This is a genomic window from Vibrio sp. 10N.247.311.12 (assembly GCF_041467515.1).
In the GTDB taxonomy this organism is placed as follows: domain Bacteria; phylum Pseudomonadota; class Gammaproteobacteria; order Enterobacterales; family Vibrionaceae; genus Vibrio; species Vibrio crassostreae_C.
The window spans coordinates 62,428-83,778 of record NZ_JBFSUV010000011.1 but is presented as its reverse complement, the minus strand read 5'-3'; the positions used below and the strand labels follow the sequence as shown (position 1 = coordinate 83,778).

General features: G+C 44.4%; 21 protein-coding genes. 12 read left to right on the top strand and 9 right to left on the bottom strand.

The genetic code is table 11. The features are described from left to right. The first annotated feature begins 11 nt into the window (after window positions 1–11). From hisA to hisIE, 3 genes are read left to right on the top strand one after another with little or no spacing between them, the layout of a single operon-like run. Window positions 12–749, top strand: a complete 738-nt coding sequence (gene hisA / locus AB6E30_RS07160; protein ID WP_012604374.1) for a 1-(5-phosphoribosyl)-5-[(5-phosphoribosylamino)methylideneamino]imidazole-4-carboxamide isomerase — start codon at window positions 12–14, stop codon at window positions 747–749. Continuing rightward, window positions 731–1,504, top strand: coding sequence for an imidazole glycerol phosphate synthase subunit HisF (gene hisF / locus AB6E30_RS07155; protein ID WP_017060270.1), 774 nt, complete (start codon window positions 731–733; stop codon window positions 1,502–1,504). The genes hisA and hisF overlap by 19 nt, the downstream gene beginning before the upstream one ends. Further along, complete coding sequence (hisIE, locus tag AB6E30_RS07150; RefSeq protein WP_017060271.1) at window positions 1,501–2,151, top strand: bifunctional phosphoribosyl-AMP cyclohydrolase/phosphoribosyl-ATP diphosphatase HisIE; 651 nt, start codon at window positions 1,501–1,503, stop codon at window positions 2,149–2,151. The genes hisF and hisIE overlap by 4 nt, the downstream gene beginning before the upstream one ends. A gap of 201 nt (window positions 2,152–2,352) precedes the next feature. Here hisIE and AB6E30_RS07145 read toward each other — a convergent pair whose 3' ends face one another. The 4 genes from AB6E30_RS07145 to AB6E30_RS07130 form a co-directional block, all read right to left on the bottom strand. After that, window positions 2,353–2,865, bottom strand: coding sequence for a YchJ family protein (locus tag AB6E30_RS07145; RefSeq protein WP_102319771.1), 513 nt, complete (start codon window positions 2,863–2,865; stop codon window positions 2,353–2,355). 127 nt (window positions 2,866–2,992) lie between these two features. Continuing rightward, window positions 2,993–4,210: an EAL and HDOD domain-containing protein gene (locus tag AB6E30_RS07140; RefSeq protein WP_102319772.1), complete on the bottom strand. Its 1,218-nt coding sequence runs from the start codon at window positions 4,208–4,210 to the stop codon at window positions 2,993–2,995. A 123-nt stretch (window positions 4,211–4,333) separates the two neighbouring features. After that, window positions 4,334–5,068 carry a UDP-2,3-diacylglucosamine diphosphatase gene (gene lpxH, locus AB6E30_RS07135; protein ID WP_017060274.1) on the bottom strand — a complete coding sequence of 245 codons (735 nt, stop codon included), beginning with the start codon at window positions 5,066–5,068 and terminating at the stop codon, window positions 4,334–4,336. Between the two features lie 77 nt (window positions 5,069–5,145). Continuing rightward, window positions 5,146–5,640 carry a peptidylprolyl isomerase gene (locus tag AB6E30_RS07130; RefSeq protein ID WP_017060275.1) on the bottom strand — a complete coding sequence of 165 codons (495 nt, stop codon included), beginning with the start codon at window positions 5,638–5,640 and terminating at the stop codon, window positions 5,146–5,148. Between the two features lie 189 nt (window positions 5,641–5,829). Between AB6E30_RS07130 and cysS the strand changes: the two genes are divergently transcribed. After that, window positions 5,830–7,215, top strand: a complete 1,386-nt coding sequence (gene cysS / locus AB6E30_RS07125; RefSeq protein ID WP_017060276.1) for a cysteine--tRNA ligase — start codon at window positions 5,830–5,832, stop codon at window positions 7,213–7,215. A 98-nt stretch (window positions 7,216–7,313) separates the two neighbouring features. After that, on the top strand, window positions 7,314–7,892 hold the full coding sequence (locus AB6E30_RS07120; RefSeq protein WP_017060277.1) for a thymidine kinase: 579 nt from the start codon (window positions 7,314–7,316) through the stop codon (window positions 7,890–7,892). 149 nt (window positions 7,893–8,041) lie between these two features. Here the strand turns inward: AB6E30_RS07120 and AB6E30_RS07115 are convergent, their stop codons facing one another. The 3 genes from AB6E30_RS07115 to AB6E30_RS07105 form a co-directional block, all read right to left on the bottom strand. Further along, on the bottom strand, window positions 8,042–8,707 hold the full coding sequence (locus AB6E30_RS07115; protein WP_372103084.1) for a YdcF family protein: 666 nt from the start codon (window positions 8,705–8,707) through the stop codon (window positions 8,042–8,044). Beyond that, a complete protein-coding gene (locus AB6E30_RS07110; protein WP_017060279.1) occupies window positions 8,700–9,554 on the bottom strand; it encodes an NAD(P)H-binding protein in 855 nt (284 codons plus the stop codon). The genes AB6E30_RS07115 and AB6E30_RS07110 overlap by 8 nt, the downstream gene beginning before the upstream one ends. Window positions 9,555–9,668: 114 nt before the next feature. Beyond that, complete coding sequence (locus AB6E30_RS07105; RefSeq protein WP_017060280.1) at window positions 9,669–9,899, bottom strand: TIGR02647 family protein; 231 nt, start codon at window positions 9,897–9,899, stop codon at window positions 9,669–9,671. A 257-nt stretch (window positions 9,900–10,156) separates the two neighbouring features. Between AB6E30_RS07105 and AB6E30_RS07100 the strand changes: the two genes are divergently transcribed. Further along, a complete protein-coding gene (locus AB6E30_RS07100; RefSeq protein ID WP_050650227.1) occupies window positions 10,157–11,464 on the top strand; it encodes an ATPase in 1,308 nt (435 codons plus the stop codon). A 362-nt stretch (window positions 11,465–11,826) separates the two neighbouring features. Next, window positions 11,827–12,669 (top strand): formate transporter FocA, encoded by an 843-nt coding sequence (focA, locus tag AB6E30_RS07095; RefSeq protein ID WP_017068071.1) that lies wholly within the window; start codon window positions 11,827–11,829, stop codon window positions 12,667–12,669. Between the two features lie 318 nt (window positions 12,670–12,987). Here the strand turns inward: focA and AB6E30_RS07090 are convergent, their stop codons facing one another. Then, window positions 12,988–13,782, bottom strand: coding sequence for an ABC transporter permease (locus AB6E30_RS07090; RefSeq protein ID WP_136979658.1), 795 nt, complete (start codon window positions 13,780–13,782; stop codon window positions 12,988–12,990). Window positions 13,783–14,219: 437 nt separating this feature from the next. Between AB6E30_RS07090 and torE the strand changes: the two genes are divergently transcribed. From torE to torA, 3 genes are read left to right on the top strand one after another with little or no spacing between them, the layout of a single operon-like run. Then, complete coding sequence (torE, locus tag AB6E30_RS07085; RefSeq protein WP_017060298.1) at window positions 14,220–14,402, top strand: trimethylamine N-oxide reductase system protein TorE; 183 nt, start codon at window positions 14,220–14,222, stop codon at window positions 14,400–14,402. A gap of 51 nt (window positions 14,403–14,453) precedes the next feature. Then, the gene (torC, locus tag AB6E30_RS07080) at window positions 14,454–15,635 is read left to right on the top strand and encodes a pentaheme c-type cytochrome TorC (RefSeq protein ID WP_017060299.1); all 1,182 of its coding nucleotides are present in this window, start codon (window positions 14,454–14,456) and stop codon (window positions 15,633–15,635) included. Between the two features lie 24 nt (window positions 15,636–15,659). Then, window positions 15,660–18,122: a trimethylamine-N-oxide reductase TorA gene (gene torA, locus AB6E30_RS07075; RefSeq protein ID WP_372103081.1), complete on the top strand. Its 2,463-nt coding sequence runs from the start codon at window positions 15,660–15,662 to the stop codon at window positions 18,120–18,122. A 294-nt stretch (window positions 18,123–18,416) separates the two neighbouring features. On the opposite strand, the gene AB6E30_RS07070 is transcribed toward torA, so the two are convergent. Continuing rightward, a complete protein-coding gene (locus AB6E30_RS07070) occupies window positions 18,417–19,631 on the bottom strand; it encodes a putative manganese transporter (protein ID WP_102332940.1) in 1,215 nt (404 codons plus the stop codon). A 201-nt stretch (window positions 19,632–19,832) separates the two neighbouring features. Here AB6E30_RS07070 and AB6E30_RS07065 point away from each other — a divergent pair, with 201 nt between their 5' ends. Both AB6E30_RS07065 and AB6E30_RS07060 read left to right on the top strand, forming a co-directional pair. Beyond that, window positions 19,833–20,738: a manganese-dependent inorganic pyrophosphatase gene (locus AB6E30_RS07065; protein WP_017065328.1), complete on the top strand. Its 906-nt coding sequence runs from the start codon at window positions 19,833–19,835 to the stop codon at window positions 20,736–20,738. A gap of 149 nt (window positions 20,739–20,887) precedes the next feature. Next, window positions 20,888–21,277, top strand: a complete 390-nt coding sequence (locus AB6E30_RS07060; RefSeq protein ID WP_004734596.1) for a DUF2750 domain-containing protein — start codon at window positions 20,888–20,890, stop codon at window positions 21,275–21,277. Window positions 21,278–21,351 lie beyond the last annotated feature (74 nt).

Genomic DNA, 21,351 nt, shown 5'->3' with positions numbered 1-21,351 from the left:
AAGGAATGTAAATGATTATTCCCGCGTTAGATTTAATTGAAGGCCAAGTAGTTCGCTTATTCCAAGGAGACTACGGGCAAGTAACAGAATACAAAGTAGACCCAGCAGAGCAGTTTAATCTGTACCACCAAGCTGGCGCTGGCTGGCTGCACCTTGTTGACTTAACGGGCGCAAAAGACACAACGGCTCGTCAGTTAGACTTGATTGCTAAGCTCCTTGCTAGCACGCCTGCGAACATCCAGATTGGTGGTGGCGTGCGTAACGAACAAGATGTCGTTGATCTGCTAGAAGCTGGCGCACAGCGCGTTGTGGTTGGTTCTACAGCCGTTAAGCAACCTGAGTTGGTGAAAGGTTGGATGGAGAAGTACGGCGCGGAAAAAATCGTGCTGGCTCTAGACATCAACATTGATGAAAGCGGCACACGTAAAGTGGCGATTTCAGGTTGGCAAGAAGATTCAGGTGTGACTATTGAAGCGCTGATTGAAGACTACCTCACGGTTGGCCTTAAACACGTGCTGTGTACCGATATTTCACGTGACGGCACGCTAGAAGGATCAAACGTAGAGCTCTATGTTGATCTTTGTAAGCAGTACCCACAAGTGCAATTCCAATCATCGGGCGGCATTGGCAGCCTAGCTGATATCGAAGCGCTTAAAGGCAGCGGTGTTGCGGGTGTGATTGTGGGTCGTGCGCTACTTGATGGCAAGTTTACCGCAGAGGAGGCATTTGCATGTTGGCAAAGCGAATAATCCCTTGTTTGGATGTCCGTGACGGACAAGTGGTTAAGGGCGTTCAGTTCCGTAACCACGAAATTATTGGTGACATCGTTCCGCTAGCACAACGCTATGCAGAAGAGGGCGCCGATGAATTGGTATTTTATGACATCACCGCATCAAGTGATGGCCGTGTGGTCGATAAAAGCTGGGTGAAACGCGTAGCTGAAGTGATCGATATCCCTTTCTGTGTCGCTGGTGGTATTAAATCAGCAGAAGATGCAGCGCGCATTCTTGAGTTTGGTGCGGATAAAGTGTCAATCAACTCACCGGCATTGGCTAATCCACAGCTGATTACTGACCTTGCTGATAAGTTTGGCGTTCAGTGTATCGTTGTCGGTATCGATTCATACTTCGACAAAGAAACCGGTAAATATCAGGTTTACCAATTTACAGGCGATGAAGCGCGTACTAAAGCAACCAAATGGGAAACCAAAGATTGGGTGCAGGAAGTACAGAAGCGTGGCGCAGGTGAGATTGTGTTAAACATGATGAACCAAGATGGCGTTCGTAACGGCTATGATATCGATCAGTTAAACATGGTGCGTGAAGTGTGTAATGTGCCATTGATTGCCTCTGGTGGCGCTGGTGCAATGGAGCACTTTGCTGAAGCTTATAAAAAGACCAACGTGGATGGAGCACTTGCGGCTTCGGTATTCCACAAACAAGTCATCAATATTGGTGAACTTAAACAGTATTTAAAACAACAAGATGTAGAGGTGCGACTATGAGTTTTGAACCCGTAAGCTTATCAAAAACAGAAGTAGGCGCATTGTCAGAGCGTATTAACTGGGAAAAAGTAGATGGCTTAGTGCCAGCGATTGTTCAAGATTACCAGTCAAGCCAAGTGCTAATGATGGGATACATGAACCCAGCCGCACTTGAGAAAACGGGTGAAACTGGCAATGTGACGTTTTTCTCTCGCACAAAAGAGCGTCTTTGGACGAAAGGTGAAACGTCGGGCAATGTATTGCAACTGCAAAACATCGCCTTGGACTGTGACAGCGACACCTTACTGGTTAAAGTTAATCCCATTGGTCCAACGTGCCACACAGGTACAACAACGTGTTGGGATGGAGACAAGCAAGAAGAGTCTCAGATGGTGTGGCTTCATCAGCTTGAGCAGCTATTGGCTGCCCGCAAGGACGCCGATCCTGAATCTTCTTATACTGCCAGTCTATATGCCCGTGGCACCAAGCGTATTTCGCAAAAAGTGGGCGAAGAAGGCGTTGAAGTCGCGCTTGCGGCGACGTCGGGCGATAAGGCGGAGTTAGTGTGTGAATCAGCAGATTTGATTTACCACCTAATGGTTCTTCTTCAAGACCAAGGCTTATCGATGGATGATGTGGTAAACAAGCTGAAAGAGCGTCATAAGTAAGCTCTCTTTAGATTAATAGAACCGCGTAAAAGACAGACAAAAGCCCCGCAAACAAACATGTTTACGGGGCTTTTTAGTTTTTTAATTTTCAAGATTTCTAAGCCCTACGTCACTTTTCTAACCTCTGACTTTGCGTCATTCCGAGGAGCCTAAGCGACATCAGGAATCTCTTCTCTCAATCTGACTTCTTAGTCGAACGAGTTACCCGCAGCACTTCTTGTATTTCTTACCACTGCCACAAATACACGGATCATTACGGCCGATTTTAAAGCTCTCAACGGTTTGATTTAAGCGTGGGTCAATTTCTGGTTGTGTAGTTTGTTCCTGCTCTGGGAAGGTACCATCAATGTAGTACCAAAGACCGTCTTCACGTATAAAGCGAGAGCGTTCTTGCATGCAGTATTGTGCGCCTTCTTCATTGAAGTAAGCTTTAAACTCAACAAAGCCTTCGTCTTGGTGCGAGCCTACCGCAGTATCGATGACTTCTAGTCCTGCCCAATCACTGTTGATAGATTCGGCAATGCCTTCTCTTTGTGCTTCTGCATTGCAGCTAGGGTGGTAAGTCGCAACAACATAGTCAACCAAACCCAGCACGTGTGCTGAATAACGAGAGCGCATTAATTGCTCTGGTGTTTCAACGGCACTGTGGTTAAGGTGCGCTGATTCACAGCACTGTTGGTAAGTATTGTTGCTACCGCATGGGCATAAAGACATAGTCAGGTCCTGTAAAAATGGCCTCTATTAAGAGGCCATAAATGAATGCGTGGGAGTTTACCAAGAAACGATCGCTCACCAAAGCTTAGTTTCTATTGAAACTATTAAAGCTATAGTACGAAGTATGTTATTTCAGGGCTGGAGCCAATAGCTCTTGGGCCCAAGTTGTCGCTTCGTCATAAGCTTGACCAAGTTGAGCTTCACTCAGTTTGAGAAGCTGGCGAATACGAGTCGCTTCATCCCAACGAGCTTGTTCATAAGCAACGACCATCGCCAATACAGCACCTAACACGCCTTTACGTTGGATAAGGGCCTGTTTAATCTCATCGTCGATTGGCACTGAGTCCAGTACTTGCTTCAACGGTTGGTCAAACAGTGAATCCAGTAGCGAGAACATACCGGTCAAAAAGGCTTGTCCTGGCTCAACCTTCACATTCATCTTCTCGACTAAGAGCTCACATTGACGCGCGCGTAATACCGCTAAACCGTAGAGTGAGTCCGGCTTGTCTTCTTTCGCTGATGCGATCGCCACAAGTGAAACGAACTTACGCAGCTTTTGTTCACCAAGGTAAATAAGCGCTTGGCGGAATGAACGAATCGTTGTTGGTGAACCGCCAGCGGAGTTTACGTAGGTAAGTAGCTTATACGACATGGTCACATCGAGCGTAATCAAACGCTCTACTTCACCAAAGTCGATAGGGTCGTGCGCAATCTCTTTTAACAGCTGAACAGTCGTCAGGAATGCCGGGTTGAGCGCACGCGTTTGGATCATCTCTGGCTTGCTAAAGAAATAACCTTGAAAGTAGGTGAAGCCTGCTTTTTTCGCTTCTTGGTATTCTTCGTACGTTTCTACTTTCTCAGCAAGGAACTTGATATCTAGCCCTTTGAGAGAGTTCATAAACATCGCTGCTTTGGCAATTGGCGTCAAACGGATATCGAACTTGATAATTGAAACGTAGGGTAAGAAGCGCTTCCAAGCTTTACTTGGCACAAAGTCGTCTAGCGCAATGGTATAACCCGCGTCAAAGATGGTTTTGATTGCTTCAAGTAATTCGTCTGTTGGTTCGCAGTCTTCAAGAACCTCAACAACGAGGCTTTCTTTGGGGAACAGAGTAGGGACTAAGTTGATTAGGCTTGCATATGGGAAGTTCACGAACCCAAGCTTATCACCCAACGTATTATAGTGGGTCGATAAGAAGTGATCGGAAAGCAAACGGCTAGTAGCGAGCTCCGGCTCTACTTCAGGGAAAGTGTTCTTAGGACCATCCCTGAATAGCAACTCGTAACCTATGGTTTTCTTGCCTGTGTCGAGTATTGGTTGACGCGCTACGTATGAATATTTCAACTTGGTACTGTGTTCGGTTTATTTCTGGTAGAGAGATAATAGCTAATTCACTAGAAATTACCATACACTTTCTAAGAAAGTCTGACCGACAATAATAATCAAAGTGAAAGTTTAAGCGTGATGTTAAAAGCTATTGCTAAACGCTCGATTCTGTAGTTCAAAACTTTGCGGCGTGAACACCAGCACTGAGCCTTGCGTATACCAATCGCCAAGTACGATACGGGTTTTAGTGCAATTGTTAGCATTAAATGTATGGATGTCTGGGCGGTGAGTATGGCCGTGGATCATCAGATCGACATTGTTTCGTTCCATCACATCTTCGACTTCTTGCTGTGTCACATCCATGATGTCGAGAGACTTGGTCTGCTTGTCATCTTTGATATCTGATTGAACCTTTGAAACAATTTTCTTCTTGATGAAAAATGGAATTCGGTTGAAGACCCATTGTAACCATGGCTGATGCACTTTTTCGCGAAAGGCGAGGTACTTTACATCTTCAGTACATAGAGTGTCTCCATGCAATACTACCGCTTTTTGCCCGTAGATATCGATCGTAGAAACTTCGTCGAGAAGTTGTACGCCCGTTTGCTTAGCAAATTTTTTGCCGACTAAGAAGTCGCGGTTCCCTTGAGTAAAGTAACAAGGCACGCCTGTTTTCACTAAGTCGATAAACGCTTGGCGGATAGAAGTCGCGAATTCACTCTTATCATCGTCACCAATCCAGAATTCGAAAAGGTCACCTAATACGTAAAGTGCATCCGCTTCTACGGCTTCTTTCTTCATAAAGGTTAAGAAGCAGTCTGTGATGTCTTCTCGTGACGGAGAAAGGTGCAGATCTGATATAAAATATGTTTTCATAGGTCTAAAAAAAGGGAGCGATTCGCTCCCTATATCCTGATTTTATCGGCTCATCAATACTAACCGAAAGCGATGAATTAAGCTTCGATTGTAGTACCAGTGATGATCACTTCTTCTAGAGGTACATCTTGGTGCATACCCATAGAACCAGTGCTAACACCTTTAATCTTGTTTACGATGTCCATGCCTTCAACAACTTCTGCGAATACACAGTAGCCCCAACCGTCTAGGCTTTCGCTACGGAAGTTTAGGAAAGAGTTGTCGTTAACGTTGATGAAGAACTGAGAGCTGGCTGAATGCGGTTCCATAGTACGAGCCATTGCTAGCGTACCAACTTTGTTCGCTAGACCGTTGTTTGCTTCGTTCTTGATCGTTGCACGAGTTGCCTTTTCTTTAAGGCCAGAAGTCATGCCGCCGCCTTGAATCATGAAACCATCGATAACACGGTGGAATAGTGTGTTGTCGTAGAAACCGTCACGGCAATACTGTAGAAAGTTTGCGCTTGTTTCTGGTGCTTTTTCTTCGTTAAGTTGAACTTTGATATCACCAAAATTTGTGTGAAGGATGATCATGATTGTTACCTTACTGTCTTTTTAATATGAAGTTCGAATTCTAGCGCATGTTGGCGGACTTTCAAATCATCAAATCATTCACTTAACTCAGATGTTTAAAGTAATTCCTGCTTTTGGGGATTACCTATTAAGGTATGACTTGTTATACTGCGAGCTTATTTTGATTAATCCATAAAATAGATAGAGATCATGCTGAAGATATATAACACGCTCACAAGACAGAAAGAGGAATTCAAACCAATTACAGCTGGCAAAGTCGGCATGTATGTCTGTGGGGTAACCATATACGATCTCTGTCATATTGGTCATGGTCGTACGTTCGTTTCTTTCGACGTAGTAACTCGTTACCTTCGTTACCTTGGTTACGATTTGAATTTCGTTCGTAACATCACAGATATCGATGACAAAATCATCAAACGCGCTAACGAAAACGGTGAGTCTTGTGACTCTCTGACTGAGCGTTTAATCGGTGAGATGCACGCTGACTTTGATGCATTGAACATGAAGCGTCCAGATGTTGAGCCTCGTGCGACAGAATACATCACTGAAATCATCGAGCTTGTTGAAAAGCTGATTGAACGTGGTTTCGCATACGTTGCAAGCAACGGCGACGTGATGTTTGAAGTAAAGAAATTCGACGAATACGGTAAGCTTTCAAAGCAAGACCTTGATCAGCTTCAAGCGGGTGCTCGCGTTGATGTTGAATCTGCAAAACGCAGCCCACTAGACTTCGTTCTTTGGAAGATGTCTAAGCCAGGTGAACCTACATGGGAATCGCCATGGGGCCCGGGTCGTCCAGGTTGGCACATCGAATGTTCAGCAATGAACTCGTCTATTCTTGGTAACCACTTCGATATCCACGGTGGTGGTTCAGATCTGCAGTTCCCTCACCACGAAAACGAAATCGCACAGTCTTGCTGCGCGCACGGCACTCAGTATGTAAATACTTGGATGCACAGTGGTATGGTGATGGTAGACAAAGAGAAGATGTCTAAGTCACTAGGTAACTTCTTCACTATCCGTGACGTGCTAGCACATTACGATGCTGAAACGGTACGTTACTTCCTAATGTCTGGTCACTACCGTAGCCAGCTAAACTACAGCGAAGATAACCTAAACCAAGCTCGCGCATCACTAGAGCGTCTATACACGTCACTTCGTGGCCTAGACCTTACAGCCGCTCCTGCCGGTGGCGAAGAGTACGTGACTCGATTCTCTACAGCGATGAACGATGATTTCAACACACCTGAAGCTTATTCAGTACTGTTTGAAATGGCTCGTGAAATCAACCGTATCAAGCCTGAAAGCATTGAAAAAGCAAGCGGACTGGGTGCATTGATGCGTGAACTAGCAGACATCATCGGTATTCTTCACCAAGAGCCAGAAGCCTTCCTACAAGGTGATGCGGCAGGTAACGACGACGAAGTGGCTGAAATCGAAGCGTTGATCAAACTGCGTAACGACTCTCGTGCTTCAAAGGATTGGGCAAATGCCGACCTTGCACGTGATAAGCTAAACGAGTTGGGTATTGTTCTGGAAGATGGCCCAGAAGGTACGACTTGGCGTCGTAAGTAAATCTTATAAAAAGGGCTGATTTTCAGCCCTTTTTTCTAGCACGAATTCTCTATTTTCACCTTTTCTATCTTCAACTTTTAATTAACAGGAATATTTCTGTGGCTCAGATGTATTTTTATTACTCGGCAATGAATGCGGGTAAATCAACAACGCTTCTTCAATCTTCATTCAACTACCAAGAACGTGGCATGACGCCAGTGATCTTTACGGCAGCTTTGGACGATCGCTATGGTATCGGTAAAGTGAGCTCACGAATTGGTCTGCAATCTGAAGCTCAGCTGTTTAAAAATGACACCAACATGTTTGATGCGATCAAAAAGCTCAATGAGGAAGAAAAGCGTCATTGTGTTTTGATCGATGAGTGCCAATTTTTATCGAAGGAGCAGGTGTACCAATTAACAGAAGTGGTTGATAAGCTGCACATCCCTGTACTTTGTTACGGCCTACGTACCGATTTCCTGGGTGAACTGTTTGAAGGTAGCCGTTACTTACTGTCTTGGGCAGATAAACTTGTTGAGCTTAAAACAATTTGTCACTGTGGCCGTAAAGCGAACATGGTAATTCGTACCGACGAGCACGGTGTGGCGATTGCTGAGGGCGACCAAGTGGCTATTGGCGGTAACGACAAATACGTTTCTGTTTGTCGTCTGCACTACAAAGAAGCGTTAGGTAAATAAGCAGCTCTATTTGCTAACGCGAAAGAACGAAAAACGGTGACCAAGTGTCACCGTTTTTGTTTATTGGGCCTGTGTTTTGCTTTCTTCCAAGCCGAGCTTTTGTTTTATTTCCTGCCGAGCTTTTACTTTGTTCAAAGTCTAACTTTTGCTTATTCGAAACCGAGCTTCTTCAATGCTCGATAGGCGTGGTCAACGTCGTCGGGGATCGGCATCTCAATCTGAAAGCCTTTCTCTGGGTAGGATTTGATTCGCTCGTAATCAGCAATTAATGCGCCTAACACCATATCTAACGGCAACTCTTCGTTAAAGTAATCATCCCAAGTTTGCCATTGCGACGTCACGGTAATCTCGGAAGTTTCGTCAGGCCATTGTTTACTGAAGGTTGCGTAGGTACGTTTCTCCATGAAGGGCTTCTGAACTAAGGTTAGCCTCTTCGGCGATAACCCTTTTTCTGTCAGCAACTCATGAGTGAATCGTACATTTTCCCCAGTATTTGTTGCGTGTTTCTCTATGATAATGTCAGAGTCAGGCACGCCACAATCCCGTGCGATAGAAGCGAATGTTTCTGCTTCTGAGCGTTCAAAGCTTCTTTCGGTAAAGCGCCCCACACCGCCAGAAAAAACGATGTAAGGCGCGATCTGTTGGTGATAAAGCTCGGCTGCATATTCAGCTACGCGAGTATCGTTGCTACACAATACAAAGATACAGTCGGAAGGCGTAACCTTGTGACCCATCGACATAAAGTTCCAAAGGGTGTCGACTGAGCGATGCAGTTTTATGTTGGGATTTTTGTTAGCAATAGATTGTTCAGTCATGAAGTGCGTCCAGTGTGGATTCGAATTTAAATGAATAACCTAAGTCGAGAATCTTCTTCGAAGAGATTAACTTGTCTGGGGTATCAACAACAGCGGGCAGAGGCTCACTGCTGTTGGCGCTTTTCAGTGCCGCGGCATAAAACTCCGCCTTACTGACTGTATTTGGTGTGGTCACGTTAACTATTTCATTGTGCAGTTGACTGATAGCGAAATCGACAGCACCAATTGCATCATCAAGGTGCAGCATGTTGGCTGGAGCTTGAGTGCTGACTTGTTTTAACTTGCTTGCGAAGCGTGATGGGTGACGGCTTGGGCCGATTAAGCCACTAAAGCGAAGAATGGTGTAGTCGATACCGGAATCAATCACTGACTGTTCAGCTTGCAGCATGATTCGTGCGTTATCGGAAAATAAAGACGCGTGCTCGTTATCTGAGGTCGAAAGAGGGAGTGATGCATCCAGCTCGTTCAGCACACCCGGCTTAGTTGGGTATACCGTAGTTGAACTAACCATAATGAGCTTTTTAATGTTGGCCTTTTGGCATGCATTGGTGAGTTGCTGCCAGTAGTCGGCATACTCTTGTCCTGCTCCTTTTCTAAAGCCAGGAGGGAAGCTGCCAATCACAATTTCAGTGTTGTTTTCGAGTAACAATGAATAGAGTCGCCCGATAGTCTGTTGTGGATCGGATGAATCAAAGCTAAACACTTCACATGGAATTTGTTCGCTACCAATGGCATCTGCTCCCGCTTGGGTCGTTTTCGTGACCACTACTCGGTTACCATGTTTTTCTAAATGTTCAGATAAAGGTGCACCTACCCATCCTGCACCGACAATAAATATAGAAGCCATGTGTTCCTCACAACTGCAAATGACGAATTTACAATAAGCCTAACAAAGCTTTGCCCAAAAATGAAAAAACTCCACGGCCGAAGCAAGTGGAGTTTTTACTAGAACAATGGAGCTTTAGTTTAGTACGCGAAGAAGCTTGTCTGCGCGCTCTGCCATCTCGATACCTTCATCTGTTAGGTAACCGCCGTCTGGCTGAGTACAAAGGTTTTTTTCGAATAGGCGCTTAACAGCGTCTTGAGTTTCTTGAGCAGCCTCTTGATGGACTTTAATTCCAGTAGCTGCACTACTTACATCAAATTGAAGAAGGAGGTTTAAATCAGCAATATGTTCAGCGTTGTACTTCATAATTAACCTATATATTCATAACGTTCTCTACCTTCACCTTAGTGCGCATTCTCGGCTCAGGCAATAGCAAATAAAGAGAATTGATAAGTGATACCAAATTGATTGATTAATCATCGAGTGATGAGTTTATTTTGGTTATATTGGGTGATTTGCACCCACTTAAATCATCAGTGATGTTTATTGCTAAGTGGTTGTAATATATTGTGACTAGAAATAATTTGCATTGAGCGAATATTGTATAAAAAGGATATGCATAAGTGAGAGCGAACAAAGTAGCATTAACGATCAGTATGCTATTTGCTATCTCAGGTTGTCAAAGCACACCCTCAGAGCAGACAGACGCGAACCAAACCACAAACAACAATAATGAATCGACAATAGAGGTCCGTTCATTTCAGTCTGTCCAAAGCGTTTACTCCGAATGGGAAGTTAAGCTTGAAGACCATGCTCAATTGTCTCTCTATGCACCAGAGAATTACAATGAACTATTAGACGCATGGGATGATGCTGAAAGCATTTATGCGGACTTACTTAAAGACGAAACTCGGATAACCAAGAGTTACTCCATTTTTTCGAGCCTAACTTACGCTGAAGCCTTCGATGAAAAAATCGCTTTGATCAAATCAAACTATGACTCGATCTTAGTGTTAAAGAAGAAGGCTGATCGAGTACTCGCGGATTCGATTGTCCAAATGGATTACCTGAAGTTTCTTGGCGCAGATACCATGTTTACCTCGAGCTACAAACGTTTGTATTCAGAATACAGCGAGTTGTTCGAGTATGTGCTGGTCGATGAGCTTGAAGACGCTCAAGAAGCTCAGGTGGAATTTCTTAACAATGCTCGCTTATTAGAAGTTAAAGTGGCGCATAAGAAATACATCGAACCTTTGAAGAACGAATTAGAGTTCTTGGAAGATGAAGATTTTGATGACGTTGCTCCGCTTACCTTTGCTAAGGCAGCATCTCAAATTGCGTTGGCCGAAAGCCAAGTGAAAGCTAGCCCTCGTGAAAAGTCGATCATTGAAGACGCGGTTCACGCTGCAGAGTTTGAATTGAACCACGTGCGCAGTGTCGCTCATGAAGTCAAAGTGCTGGCGAGCGTAAAAGGCGACCAGTTCGAACAGTCGGTTTTGAATGCCGAGAACCAGCTACTGAGCATTTCACAAATCGTTAATGATGAAGATTACCGTGATGTTGGTTTACGTCAGCAATCACAGAAGATAGTAGCGAGTGTTAAGGCGTTAAAAAGCTCTGATATGACAGGGCTTTTAAAGTCAGAGATTGAAACTTTGACTGAGCAATTGGCTAAGCTGGAGTCTGAAAACCAGAAGCAAGCGCAGCAACTGTCTGAAGCAACCAAGCACAGTGAGTTGCTCGGTGAGCAGATTACCAAGAGTGATGCTCACATTAAAAGCTTAGAAGAGTTAGTGGATAGTTTGAAAAGCTTAGGTGGCAAAGTTGCCAACGAAAGTGACTCTGGTGTGATGTCCCCGGCTGTTGAATCTACTCTAGAGGATTCAACCCTAGAACAATCATCAGAAGAAGTGATTGAACCTTCGGTTTAGCATCACTAATTTCTTTATTTGTGATTGAGTTAAAAGCGCCTTAGGGCGCTTTTTTACGTTCTGTTGATCTATGTCAAAATCTAGAAATAAAAGCGCTCTGTGAGCCATTTTAGTGTACGTTATTCTTTGATTTTTAACGTAACTTGTTGATATTTATAGATGTGTTATTTTATATGCTGATAACTAATCATTCAGCAGAGTTTTCTTTTTACTACTAAAGTCGTATGAATTTGGAATAACTCGGACTATTTGCTTTCAACAAGGCTGTGAGAGCTATTTTGTGCCTAAAATAGCTCTTGAATTCAGAAATGAAAGAGAGGATTATCGCGCTCCCGACGACATGTTTCAAAATGTAAATCATCATGAATCTAAACCAATTTGACTCATTATTACCGCCACAAATGGCTGAGCGCGCTGCAGATATTGGCGTAGGTAAAGCAACCAAAGATCCAATCAAATCTTTTCTCCTAGCGATTTCCGCTGGCATACATATCGGTATTGCGTTTGTGTTTTACACCATCGTAACGACTGGTGCTGGTGATTTGCCGTGGGGTATTACTCGCTTATTAGGTGGCCTTGCATTTAGCTTGGGCTTAATTCTCGTTGTTGTTACCGGTGGTGAGCTATTTACCAGTTCGGTGCTGACTCTGGTTGCTCGTGCAAGTGGCAAGATTACTTGGCGCACGCTCGTTAAGAACTGGGCTACGGTTTATGTAGGTAACTTGATTGGCGCATTGCTGCTGGTGGCTTGTATGTTACTGACCAAACAGTACATGTTCGACCACGGCCAAGTGGGTTTGAATGCAATGGCGATCTCTCAACATAAGATGCACCATGATTTTATCCAAGCTATCGCGCTCGGCATCATGTGTAATGTATTAGTTTGTATCGCGGTATGGATGACGTTTAGTGGACGTACTCTGACTGACAAAATTGCGGTAATGATTTTACCTGTAGCGATGTTCGTATCGGCTGGTTTTGAGCACTGTATTGCAAATATGTTCCAAGTGCCTTTAGCTATCGGCATCAAAACATTTGCTCCAGCTGAATTTTGGACAATGACGGGCGCTAATCCTGCGGACTATGTTGATCTGAACATGGCGGACTTTTTGATGAACAACTTGCTGCCCGTTACCATCGGTAACATCATTGGCGGCGGTATCTTTGTTGGTATGTGGTACTGGTTGATCTACCTACGTGACTAACTCAGTTGACGAAATGAGTTAACGCTCTGTGGAAACACTGAACTGACTTATGACATTTACAAGACGGCCTGCATTGCAGGCCGTTTTTTATTTGTGGAAAACCTACTTCTTCATCTCTCTAATGATCATCTGAAAATTCAACAGCGCTGATTACCATGTGTGTATATGTCTTTGAAATCACCCAAAGATCGAAGGCGATGATCTTTCCTTGGGTCGAAATGGACAAAAAAGGATCTATATTGATTTGGTTATCCACAGTTTCTGTGGATAACCTGTCTCAAATTCAGTGAGTAACCAGATCTAAGTGGAGTAGGGAGGTTATTTCGAAGGCTGTATTTGAGCGAGAACTCGCCCTTCTTTGGTCAGAGATGTCTTCAATGAGAGGTGAAGTACAAGGGCTAGAGAGCAGCTCATCATCACGAAAATCGCCAGCATGATCATCAGTTGATACTTAATCGCGATCATCGGTGAAGCACCACCTAAGATCTGTCCAGTCATCATTCCCGGCAGCGTTACTAAGCCTGTGGTTGCCATAGAGGCCATGATAGGGGACATCGCTTTCTGTATTGCATTACGTACAAAAGGCGCAGCAGCATAAGTAGGAGACGCGCCTAACGCGATTGCTGCTTCATATTCTGATTTCTGTGTTTCAAAGGCACCAAACAGGTTCTGTAATGCCACGATATTACTGCTTAAGCTATTACCCAATAACATCCCTGCGATTGGGATAAGGTACTGCGCGTTAAAAACCGGTGTCGGCTTAATGATGAAAAAGCAGATGAACAAGACAATAGGTACACAAGTTACCGCAAGGCTAACGGCGACAGGAGCCGAAAGTAGGTTTCTTGGCAGTCTAGATTTTTCAACAATCGAGCTTGCACCGACGATAATCATAGTAAATAACCACAGCAAATTGACCCACAAACTATTCAAAGTGAACAAGTATTCTAGGTAAAGTCCCACCAGAAATAGCTGAATAACCATACGAATGATGCTGATAGAAGCCTCTTTGCCAAGGCCGAGTTTTAACTTGTGGTTGATGGTAATGGGTAGCAAGAGAAGTGAGCTGAAGAACAATAACTGCCACCAAGATATATCAATAACGTCTTGCATAATGTTTCCTTTTAAGTAGGTCCCCATCATATCTGAAAGTGCCAAATGATGCATTTCAGCTTCTCAGCCGTTGCTTTAAAAAATACTCAATAATTTAACAATCAAACCACAGAATATTGGTTTTTTGAGGCATTTTTGGCTACTACTTAGTAGGTAAAACGTTAAAATTGGTTACAATATGGTTGCGCCGGTGTTGGAATTTAACATTTGTGAAATATACTTAATTCTTCACATTTGTTAATACTTTTTAATAACTTTGTTTAACTAAAAACAACTTTGGATGAGCTCAAAAAAGTATTGATTAGCAAGGGTTATAACGGGAGATTTGATTGAACCCTACTTTGAGTATGGTCTAAAATTTGTCGTTAGATACTTAAGAACTTTAGCCCCATAGAATGGGTTACTCGAAATTACTAAATACAAAATAGGCAAAATGTATGAGTGATGTTAATAAAATTGAAACTAGCGAAAAACATTCGCTGGAGTGGAAGTCTTTCCTCTTCATCGCGGTGGTTCTCTTCCCAATATTAAGTGTGGCTTTTGTAGGCGGTTACGGCTTCCTAGTTTGGGCACTGCAAGTGTTTGTATTCGGACCTCCAGGTGCTCACGGCGGCATGTAATGCCCTCTAAGTAACAACATTTTTTAAAATCAATATTTAAGAGAGCTAAACATGAAATCATTTTTAGTTAAATTATGGCGCACAATGACTCGCCCAGCAGTACACATCAGTCTTGGTGTACTAACTATGGGTGGCTTTATCGCCGGTGTTATTTTCTGGGGCGGTTTTAACACAGCTCTAGAGCACACAAATACAGAAGAATTCTGTGTAAGCTGTCACACCATGCGTGACAACGTATACGTAGAACTACAGGAAACGGTTCACTGGAAAAACACTTCTGGTGTACGTGCTACTTGTCCTGACTGTCACGTTCCACATGAATGGACAGCAAAAATCGCTCGTAAGATGCAAGCTTCTAAAGAAGTATTCGCTCAAGTATTTGGTGACCTAGATACGCCTGAGAAATTCGAAGCTCGTCGTATCGAACTGGCTAAACACGAATGGGATCGCTTCTCTTCGAACAAATCTCTAGAGTGTAAAAACTGCCACAACTACGATTCAATGGATTTCGAAAACATGCGCCCAACAGCGCGTATCCAGATGAAGAACGCGGCAGAGCGTGATCAAAGCTGTGTTGACTGTCACAAAGGTATTGCTCACAACCTTCCATTAGATATGGCATCAGCGAGCGGTATTGTTGGCGAGCTAGAAAACGTAGCAAGCAGCACATCTTACGCAAATGGTTCAGACGTGATCTCTATTCGTCACCTACCAATGTACACAGATGAAACAGCTGAAGTTGAAGCGGGTCTATTAAGCCCTGCAAGTAAAGTTGCTGTGATCGACGAAAAAGGCGACATGATCAAGATTCAAATCGACGGTTGGCGTAAAGCGAAAGGCTTCGGACGTGTAATCCAAGAAGACTTCGGTATGAACATCTCGACTGCAATATTGACGAAAGAAGTATCTCAAAGTGACGTAATCACTGTTGGTGAGAAGAAAGAAGATGAGCTAACTGGTCTTCCTTGGGAAGAAGTTAACCTAGCACTTTGGATGAAGAAAGAGTCTATGGTTGATAACTTCGATCCAATCTGGAACGCAGCTGGTCAAGCGTACCAATCTAACTGTTCAACGTGTCACTCACAGCCAGATGAAGCTCACTTCAGCGCTAACGGTTGGGTAGGCATGCTAGATGGTATGATTGCATTCGTTAACTTCGATACAGATACAGAAGCACTTGTTCTTAAGTATCTACAGAAGCACTCATCAGATTTTTCTGAAGGCCATCACTAATAAGACGTCAATTGGAGTAACACAATGGCAATTACAAGAAGAAGTTTTCTGAAAGGTGTCGCGACGACAAGTGCGGCATCGGTTATCGGTCCAAGCTTATTGGCGTCGGCTTCAGCATCTGCTGCAGAAACAGACGGCGCGTGGAAAGTCTCTGGTTCTCACTGGGGTGCATTCCGAGCTCGCGTTTACGCGGGTAAAGTACAAGAAATTAAACCTCTAGAAATCGATCAACACCCAACTGAGATGTTGAAAGGTATTAAAGGTATTATCTACAGCCCATCACGTGTGCGTTACCCAATGGTTCGCCTAGATTGGTTGAAGAAGCATAAATACAGCGCAGACACGCGTGGTAACAACCGTTTTATTCGTGTGACTTGGGATGAGGCACTAGACCTTGTTTACCGCGAGCTAGAGCGCGTACAGAAAGATTACGGTCCATGGGCGCTTCACACAGGTCAAACTGGTTGGAGACAAACTGGTCAGTTCCACAGCTGTACTAACCACATGCAACGTGCAATGGCACTTCACGGTTACTCTGTGAAGAAAATCGGTGACTACTCAACAGGTGCTGGTCAAACGATCATGCCTTACGTGCTAGGTTCGACTGAAGTTTACGCGCAAGGTACATCTTGGGAACTTATCCTAGAAAACAGTGACAACATTGTTCTTTGGGGTAACGATCCAGTTAAAAACCTGCAAGTAGGTTGGACATGTGAGACGCACGAGTCGTTCGCATACCTAGAACAGCTGAAAGAAAAAGTTGCTAAGAAAGAGATCAACGTTGTTTCTGTTGACCCTGTTAAAAACAAAACAGGCCGTTACCTAGAAAACGAGCAAATGTACATCAACCCACAAACTGATGTGGCGTTCATGCTTGGTGTTGCTCACGTGCTTTACAACGAAGGCCTATACGACAAGAAGTTCATCGAAACTTACTGTCTAGGTTTTGAAGACTTCATCAAGTACGTTCAAGGTGAAACGAAAGACAGAGTTGAGAAGACACCTGAGTGGGCTTCTGCTATCTGTGGCGCAAGCGCGGACTCTATCCGTGACTTCGCTAAGATGCTGGTTAACGGTCGTACACAGATTCTTGTGGGTTGGAGTATCCAACGTCAAGAGCACGGTGAACAGCCTTACTGGATGTGTGCAGTTATCGCAGCAATGGTTGGCCAAATTGGTCTACCGGGCGGTGGTATCTCTTACGGTCACCACTACTCTGGTATCGGTGTATCTTCAACTGGCTTCGCTGCTCCGGGTTCTTTCCCGCTGAACATCGACCAAGGTCAATCACCTAAGTACACCAACACAGATTACAACGGCTACAGCCGCGTAATCCCTGTTGCTCGTTGGGTAGATAGCCTGTTAGAGCCAGGTAAGAAGATCAAAGCAAACGGCGCAACAGTGACACTGCCTGACATCAAGATGATGGTATTCAGTGGTAACAACCCGTGGCACCACCACCAAGATCGCAACAAGATGCGTAAAGCATTCAAGAGCCTACAAACTGTAGTGGCTGTTGATTTTGCTTGGACTGCAACTTGTCGTCACTCTGACATCGTGCTTCCTGCATGTACTCAGTGGGAACGAAACGATATTGATGGTTATGGCGCATACTCTGGTCGTGGTTTGATCGCGATGCACAAGCTAGTGGATCCTCTGTTCCAGTCTAAGACTGACTTCGAGATCATGTCTAGCCTGACTAAGCGTTGGGGTCGTTACGACGATTACACGCGTGGTATGGACGAAATGCAGTGGGTTAAATCACTGTACGACGAATGTCGCGCTTCAAATGAAGGCAGCTTTGAAATGCCTGAATTTGCTGAGTTCTGGGAGAAAGGTTTCCTAGACTTCGGTAAAGGTAAGCCATGGACTCGTCACGCTTCATTCCGTGAAGATCCAGAGATCAACGCACTAGGTACACCTTCTGGTTTCATCGAAATCACAAGCCGTACTGTTGGCAATATGGGCTACGAGCACTGTCAAGAACACCCAATGTGGTTCGAGAAATCTGAACGTTCACACGGTGGTCCAGGCTCTGACAAACACCCGTACTGGCTACAATCTTGTCACCCAGACAAGCGTCTTCACTCTCAGATGTGTGAATCTGAAGAGTGGCGTGCGACTTACGCGGTACAAGGCCGTGAGCCAATCTACATCAACCCAGTAGATGCTAAGAAGAAAGGCATCAAAGATGGCGATGTAGTACGTGTGTTCAACGACCGTGGTCAACTACTAGCGGGTGCTGTTCTAATGGATAGCTACGCTCCTGGTGTTGTTCGTATCGAAGAAGGTGCTTGGTACGGTCCGATCAACGAGAAAGTGGGCGCGCTAGATACATACGGCGATCCAAACACACTGACTCAAGATATCGGTACGTCTGAACTTGCTCAAGCAACGTCAGCAAACACATGTTTGGTTGATTTCGAGAAGTTCCAAGGCAAACTGCCTCCAGTAACTTCATTCGGTGGTCCAATCGAAGTTTCTTAAGTCTTGTCTTAAGAACCAAGATTAAAGCTTGAATTAAAGCCCCTGTAAGCACTCTTACAGGGGCTTTTTGTATTTTTGATATCAGTGTTGGTGTTTCTAAATAAGCCTTATACAGGGCTAATAGAGGGCGTTTTTGAGACAGGCTGTAACGCGCTGTTTGAGAGAGGTGGTAGAAGCAGTGAAGCAGGAAGGGAATGTAAAAAGAACCTGTGGAAAGACTTAAGCAGGCGGAAACAAAAAGGCCGATACAAAGTACCGACCTTACAGAAGCCTATGGAGTTAACTCTACTCAAGTTAGATCTCAAATATAAACCAGTAGCTATAAGCACAGATTAGTGCGGGCACACTAGAGTATAAGGTCGCGACCAGTGCCGCTTTGGGAGCCATCGCAATCGCAGGGAATAGCGCGTCACCATCATTTGAAATTGCGTTACCTACCTGAGCCGAAAGTGGCAGGGCGCCTGAAAGGTATAAGCTAGTGACCAATAATTGCGGTCCACAGCCCGGTAGCAAACCCATCAACACGCCAGCCAGGGGGAGCATGATGCCCCAGCTTGAGAATAGCGTCGCAAAATCAACATTTGCTATCACAGAGCCAAATTCAAAGAAAAGAAAGGCAACCACCACCCAAGCGGTGACAAAGTTTGTATCTTGAGCGGTCTTTTGCAATGGGTGAGAGCCTATACACTTTTCGTCCTCACTCACGGCTGATTTGTAATCCTCAATTTCACGGGTTAGCCCCCACAGAAACATCGAGCTGATCAGCAAAACTGTCCCCGCCCATTCCATCGACATTTCAGGCAAAGCGAGCAGCTCGTTCACATCGACTTGAAAAGAGCCAAGTAGGGCAACGGCAGCACCCGGAATAATCAGTACAGACCACAGGTAACCTTGCAGGTTTATCGCTTTTTTAGAGACCGATTCTTTGTCTTGAGATTGAGAAGCACAGCTGCTCACCACTTCATTTTTCTCTGCTTTTTTTGGGCGTAAGAAGTCGTCTGCGTGAAACAAGTTAATGATTCGGCCTGACGCAGTACCCACGATCACGCCCATCGCCATCATGGCTAAACCTGTCTTAGGCTCGCTCGCTATGAGCAGGAACGCCGCGTCACCCATGGTTGAGACGAGCACCGCAACTACCGCACCAAATCCGAGTTTTCCCGAGATAAATTGTGTGGTTACCACTATCGCACCGCCACAGCCGGGCAACGCGCCCATGAGAGCCGCGAATACCACTTGGTTTGAACGAGATTGATGGACGAGCTTATTGAAGACGTTATCTTTGTTTATGTACAGACTTAACCAGTGGTAAATAGCCAAGGTTAAAGCAACATAACAAGACACTGCCCAAAACGCGTCTGACAAAGTAGTCACCGTCAGCTCTCGTGTAGCTGGGGCTGCAACCAAAGCTGCAAGTGAGACAGGCAAAAGCAGGCGCTTAAATGACAGTGAAAACTGAGTTGTTTTCGCAGCACTACTGCTTGGCAAAAAAGAGATTAGTCGATCCATAGGTGTTACTCAAAATTAGTGGCTTAAGATAAATATATACGAATGATAATAATTATCAATTGCATTTGTTGTTTTTTTATCTATTGTTACTATTGGCTAAACCCACGAAACATGACCAATCTAAAAAAATGAGGTAAAGTATGGCTAATAAAGAGAGGCTCTAAAGGTAGAGTCATAATTGTTAGTGTAATAGGAAGAAACATGATTTTAGTTGTTGGTCACAAAAACCCTGATAGTGACAGTATTTGTAGTGCGTTAGTTGCAACTGAGCTTCTTAAGGCTCGTGGCGAGGAAGCGACACCAATTCGCCAAGGCGAGATCAACCGCGAAACTCAACACATTCTAGAAGTCGCTGGTGCTGAAAAGCCAGAGCTTCGTACTTCTGTTGCTGGTGAGAAAATCTGGCTAGTAGACTACTCAGATCTAGCACAAGCACCAGATGATGTTGCTGATGCAGAGATCGTAGGTATTGTTGATCACCACCGTCTAGGCGACGTGATGACAGTAAACCCAATGGAAGCTTGGATCTGGCCTGTTGGTTGTACAAACACTGTACTTTTCAACATGTTCAAGATTGAAGGTCACGCAATCTCTCAACAAATCGCTAAACTGATGATGTCTGCAATTCTTTCAGACACAGTTGGTTTCGCTTCTCCAACATGTACTCAAAAAGACAAAGACGCGGTTGCTGAGCTTGCTGAAATTGCTGGCGTAACTGACGTTGATGCATTCATCAAAGCGCTTCTAATCGCAAAAACAAACATCGAAGGCCTATCTGCTGCACAGCTAGTAGAAAAAGACCTTAAAGGCTACCCATTCAACGGTCGTGATGTTGTTGTTGGTCAAGTTGAACTTGCGACTCTTGAGCAAGTAGACGGCATGATCGAAGCGCTAGAAGCTGATCTTGAAGAGCGTTGTGAGAAAGACGGTCTAGCGTTCGCTGCGGTAATGCTAACAGATATCACTACTGCTCAAACTCGTCTTCTATACAAAGGTGAGTGGGCTGAGAAATTGGTTAAGCACGAGAAAGGCGGCGTATTAATGATGGAAAATACACTAAGCCGTAAGAAGCAAGGCTGGCCTTGGCTACAAGGTGAGCTTGTTTAATCAAGTCGCTTAATATTAAACGCCTGCTTATTTAGCAGGCGTTTTTCTTTGAAGTAGACTTTCTTCTTCATCGATAATGTTTGAAGTTAACAACACTCGGCATAAAATAGCTTTAAGAGCAAAGTTACTGACTAAAGTAGGAAATTAAGATGACTACACAGCTAGACGATAAAAAAATCGCTGAAATCAACAAGTATACGGGCGAGCAACGCCTGAAATACTGTGTGAAAGAAATCGTAGCAAACCGTGAAGTATGGATCTTAACCGATGAACACGGTTGTGTAATGCTGAACACAGAAGATGAAGATTGTGTTCCAGTATGGCCAAACCAAGAGTTCGCAGAATCATGGGCAACGGGTGATTGGTCTGAGTGTAAAGCTGAGTCTATTTCGTTGAACAAATGGCACAGTCGCTGGACGAACGGTCTAGAAGACGACGAACTTGCTGTTGTAGTATTCCCGAACGAGCAAGAAGAAGGCGTTATCTTGTTCCCGGATGAGTTCGACTTCGAATTGAAAAAGCAGGCAGCTAAGCGCTAGTTCTTTCGTAATACAGTAACATCGTAAGTCAGCGTTGCCTTTCTTAGGCAGCGCTATCATTCAATTATCCCATC

What these genes read in the sequence shown, in the direction of transcription:
- hisF (WP_017060270.1), top strand. Translation starts at nt 731, where the DNA reads ATGTTGGCAAAGCGAATAATCCCTTGTTTGGATGTCCGTGACGGACAA.
- AB6E30_RS07110 (WP_017060279.1), bottom strand. Translation starts at nt 9,554, where the DNA reads ATGGCTTCTATATTTATTGTCGGTGCAGGATGGGTAGGTGCACCTTTA.
- AB6E30_RS07065 (WP_017065328.1), top strand. Translation starts at nt 19,833, where the DNA reads ATGATTTTAGTTGTTGGTCACAAAAACCCTGATAGTGACAGTATTTGT.
- hisA (WP_012604374.1), top strand. Translation starts at nt 12, where the DNA reads ATGATTATTCCCGCGTTAGATTTAATTGAAGGCCAAGTAGTTCGCTTA.
- AB6E30_RS07130 (WP_017060275.1), bottom strand. Translation starts at nt 5,640, where the DNA reads ATGATCATCCTTCACACAAATTTTGGTGATATCAAAGTTCAACTTAAC.
- focA (WP_017068071.1), top strand. Translation starts at nt 11,827, where the DNA reads ATGAATCTAAACCAATTTGACTCATTATTACCGCCACAAATGGCTGAG.
- torE (WP_017060298.1), top strand. Translation starts at nt 14,220, where the DNA reads ATGAGTGATGTTAATAAAATTGAAACTAGCGAAAAACATTCGCTGGAG.
- hisIE (WP_017060271.1), top strand. Translation starts at nt 1,501, where the DNA reads ATGAGTTTTGAACCCGTAAGCTTATCAAAAACAGAAGTAGGCGCATTG.
- AB6E30_RS07145 (WP_102319771.1), bottom strand. Translation starts at nt 2,865, where the DNA reads ATGTCTTTATGCCCATGCGGTAGCAACAATACTTACCAACAGTGCTGT.
- cysS (WP_017060276.1), top strand. Translation starts at nt 5,830, where the DNA reads ATGCTGAAGATATATAACACGCTCACAAGACAGAAAGAGGAATTCAAA.
- lpxH (WP_017060274.1), bottom strand. Translation starts at nt 5,068, where the DNA reads ATGAAAACATATTTTATATCAGATCTGCACCTTTCTCCGTCACGAGAA.
- AB6E30_RS07090 (WP_136979658.1), bottom strand. Translation starts at nt 13,782, where the DNA reads ATGCAAGACGTTATTGATATATCTTGGTGGCAGTTATTGTTCTTCAGC.
- torC (WP_017060299.1), top strand. Translation starts at nt 14,454, where the DNA reads ATGAAATCATTTTTAGTTAAATTATGGCGCACAATGACTCGCCCAGCA.
- torA (WP_372103081.1), top strand. Translation starts at nt 15,660, where the DNA reads ATGGCAATTACAAGAAGAAGTTTTCTGAAAGGTGTCGCGACGACAAGT.
- AB6E30_RS07070 (WP_102332940.1), bottom strand. Translation starts at nt 19,631, where the DNA reads ATGGATCGACTAATCTCTTTTTTGCCAAGCAGTAGTGCTGCGAAAACA.
- AB6E30_RS07105 (WP_017060280.1), bottom strand. Translation starts at nt 9,899, where the DNA reads ATGAAGTACAACGCTGAACATATTGCTGATTTAAACCTCCTTCTTCAA.
- AB6E30_RS07115 (WP_372103084.1), bottom strand. Translation starts at nt 8,707, where the DNA reads ATGACTGAACAATCTATTGCTAACAAAAATCCCAACATAAAACTGCAT.
- AB6E30_RS07060 (WP_004734596.1), top strand. Translation starts at nt 20,888, where the DNA reads ATGACTACACAGCTAGACGATAAAAAAATCGCTGAAATCAACAAGTAT.